Here is a 3,323-nt window from a genome sequence, read left to right on the forward strand (position 1 = left end):
CCGGCCGCCGGGCTCAAAATGGGTACCGTAGCGCACCAGTCCACCTTTATTCAGATGGCAGGTCAGCACGTAGCTGATCAACACGCCAGGATCCGTGTCCTGCCATACATCCACGTCGATAGCTCGGACCCGTGGCTCATAGGCAAGCAAGGTCTTTTCCATCTGTGTTTTCAAAAGATGCGCGGAAGCCGGCAACGCCCGATAGATCTGACTCAGATCGGGCAAACCGTAATCTGGTAGATGCTTCAGCGAACCGGCACGTGTATTGAGAATGCGCTTGATGTTTTCCATGACGCTGAGGATTTCCTGCGTCGCCTCGTCGTGCCTATCGACAGGTTCATCGCCGATGTATCCAGTCAGCAACTCGTACAAAGACGGTCCGGTCGGCATCGGCTTCATCTCCTTCAAGCCTCGGATGGCGTTGCCGCCTTGATGGTATCTACGTTGGCGCGATGGACCACAAAGTCGATGGCAAGATTGCCTTCCTCAGAAAGACTCAACCGCGTTTCATCAGGCATGTCGCCAGTTTGCATACGAGTAAGTACCTCGCGCGCCACAACGGGCAATATCTGCTCATTAAGCATGCTATCGACATTGCGTGCCCCCGATTCACGTATCAAGCATGCCTCCGCCAGAGTAGACAGCAGGGCATCGTCGCAGGTGAGAGAGATACCATGCTGCCGTATGCGGAGATGAACCTCTATACAAAGCTTTGCGTCGTGAGCCTGCCTACCGGTAAACGCATCACCTGGCCACGCAGTGTCGCGGAGCGGTCGCCACTATGAGTGGCAGTGATACGCCCCACGTCGCCGCCTTGGTGCAGGCACTGATGGCGCGCGCGCCGCGCATGGAATTTTTCCAGCTATGCCGCTTGCTGGAGTTGCATACACCACAGCGACCGGGATTTGGCACGCTGGATACGCCTGAACATGACGCCGTGCGCTTCCGGCCCTGGCCAAAGATGGGTTTCCCAGGATCCGAAGTGGCGGCGATCGAGCTGGACGAGGAAATGCCGCATCGCCCACCGGACGTGCGCACCACGTTTATGGGCCTCTACGGCGTCGACGCGGCCATGCCGTCGCATTTGATCGACGACATCGTGCTGCGACGGGATGGCCATGAACCGGTGATGGCCTTCCTGGACATCTATCACCACCGCACGACGACGTTGCTTTTTCGCGCTTGGCGCAAATACCGCTATCCAGTCGGCTTCGAGCAGGGTGGCGTTGACGAGCGTTCGCGCGATCTGCTGGCGTTGGTCGGGTTTGGCCTCGGCGATAAACCGGCGCAAGCCGGCTTGCCCGATTCGCGCGCGCTCGCCATGTTGGGTTTGCTCAATCAGCGCACACGTACTGCCGAAGGTATTGCCGGCGTTGTGGCACTGGCGGCACCGGGTGTCGGTGTGGACGTGGAACAATTTCATCCCGTGTGGATCGCCGTCGCCACACCGGCCCGACTGACCCGGTCTGCCAGCGACGAGGGTCCCGATATATCGCGCGGCCTCGGAAACGGCGATGTGCTGGGCCGACGTATCCGTTGCCGTACCAAGGCGGTGCGCATCACCTTGCATCCCACCTCTGCAGCGCAGGTGGATGCCTTGTTGCCGGGGGCGGCGTCGCATCGCGATCTGATGGCCTTTTTGCGTATCTACATCGGCATCAAGGCCGATGCCGTACTGCGTATGCGCGTGTCCTCATCGTTGATGCCAAAGCCCGTATTGGGCGAATCACGTTCCCGTCTTGCCTGGACGATGTTGTTGAAGCCTGCTTCGGAGCAAGTCCTGGATGTGCCGCTGGGACGCTATGAAGCGTTCCAGCACACCGTCAATACTTTTCGACCGGCAGTCGATGCCGGTTCTGTTGTGTGAATGTTGGAGCTCCCCAATGCGCGTCATTGCTTTAACCATCCCCGTTATATCGTCATGCCTTCTGCTATCGGCTTGCGGAGCTTGGCAAACCGTATCGACCACAACGTCGAACGCTTACCACGCGACGTTCTACAAAAAGATCACAGCACTCAATGTCGACCTGAAGGCCCGTGCCATGATCAATCCAGACGATGTCGGGCGTCCCTACTCCGTGGTTGTGCGTGTCTACCAACTGCGTGACACCAAGGCTTTTGCATCGGCGTCGTACGACGACTTATTGACGAATGACAAGACGGTATTAGCACAGGACCTGCAAGACACCCGCGGCATCGTGGTCTATCCGAATGGCGCTGCAAGCATGTCGCAACCGCTGAAGCCGAACACGCAGTACATCGGCATTGCCGCGTTTTACCGCAATGCCAAGTCCAACGGCAACTGGCGACTGATCGTACCGAAGAAAGACCTTTCAGCTGACGATCCTTTGGTACTGGAATTGGAGAATGATTCGATTGTCCAGCCAAAGGATGCGCCGCAAGACAGACCAACACGCGGATAGCAGCCAACTGGTGACGTGCAGTCACTTCATGCTGTATGCGAGTGCTCCTGCACTATCGTTTTGTTTTCGCGCTGCGCGGCCCTCGATCGCGCGTCGCGTAACGCGCGATTCGGTTCGGAATTTTTAAGATCAAGCCACTAGGCCATTCATATGCACATCGCCAACTTGCGCATTCCTTCGCGAAGTTCATGCACGTTGACGTTCGAGTAACCGAGGATCAGGCCGCCGCGAGGCGGTGGCTTCAAGTAGGAAATGGACAGCGGCCGCGCTGAAACGCCGATTTTTGCGGCCGCTATCGAGATATCCACGTCGTCGACACCGGGCGCAAGCAGCGTCGTGAGTTGCATGCCCGCATCGGTGCCGATCGGCTCGAGCCTGTCGCTTGCATGCCTGGCAATCGCTTCCAGAAGCACCGAACGTCGCTCCGAGTAAAGCGCGCGCATGCGCTTGATGTGCCGAGCGAAGTGGCCCTCGCTAATGAAATCGTTCAACACTACCTGATACAACATGGATGAGAACGTATCGAAAGCATCACGCACACGCGCAAACGCAGGGACGATATCTTTCGGAATGACGACATAGCCGATACGTACGGACGGAAACATCACCTTGCTGAAGGTCCCCACGTAAATCACACGATCATCGGTATCCATGCCCTGCAGCGACGCCAGCGGACGCCCACCGAAACGGTATTCACTGTCGTAGTCATCCTCGATGATCCATGCGCCGCTGCACGACGCCCAGCTGAGCAGCTGCAATCGCCGCGCTGCGCTCATCGTGCAACCCAGCGGAAACTGGTGCGATGGCGTGATGTAGACAGCCTGCGCGTGGCTGCACAGGCGAATGCCTTCGGTGACGTTGATTCCCTCCTCATCCACCGGTACCGGAATGAGTTCAGCG

General features: G+C 57.9%; 5 protein-coding genes. 2 read left to right on the forward strand and 3 right to left on the reverse strand.

What is annotated here, in order from left to right; translation table 11 throughout:
• The coding region (gene tssE, locus VK725_RS08725) for a type VI secretion system baseplate subunit TssE (protein WP_325317674.1) at positions 1-390 on the reverse strand (390 nt) is incomplete at its 3' end.
• Between the two features lie 14 nt (positions 391-404).
• Positions 405-704, reverse strand: a complete 300-nt coding sequence (locus VK725_RS08730; RefSeq protein ID WP_325317678.1) for a hypothetical protein — start codon at positions 702-704, stop codon at positions 405-407.
• A gap of 77 nt (positions 705-781) precedes the next feature.
• On the opposite strand from VK725_RS08730, the gene tssG reads away from it, so the two are divergent.
• Complete coding sequence (gene tssG / locus VK725_RS08735) at positions 782-1,867, forward strand: type VI secretion system baseplate subunit TssG (protein WP_325317675.1); 1,086 nt, start codon at positions 782-784, stop codon at positions 1,865-1,867.
• A gap of 16 nt (positions 1,868-1,883) precedes the next feature.
• Positions 1,884-2,423, forward strand: coding sequence for a type VI secretion system lipoprotein TssJ (gene tssJ, locus VK725_RS08740; protein ID WP_325317676.1), 540 nt, complete (start codon positions 1,884-1,886; stop codon positions 2,421-2,423).
• 146 nt (positions 2,424-2,569) lie between these two features.
• On the opposite strand, the gene VK725_RS08745 is transcribed toward tssJ, so the two are convergent.
• Positions 2,570-3,323 (reverse strand): PLP-dependent aminotransferase family protein (locus VK725_RS08745; protein ID WP_325317677.1); only part of this gene is annotated, 754 nt, incomplete at its 5' end.

The sequence above is a fragment of the Dyella sp. genome, from assembly GCF_035486915.1.
Taxonomy (GTDB): Bacteria; Pseudomonadota; Gammaproteobacteria; order Xanthomonadales; family Rhodanobacteraceae; genus Dyella_B.

What these genes read in the sequence shown, in the direction of transcription:
- tssJ (WP_325317676.1), top strand. Translation starts at nt 1,884, where the DNA reads ATGCGCGTCATTGCTTTAACCATCCCCGTTATATCGTCATGCCTTCTG.
- tssG (WP_325317675.1), top strand. Translation starts at nt 782, where the DNA reads ATGAGTGGCAGTGATACGCCCCACGTCGCCGCCTTGGTGCAGGCACTG.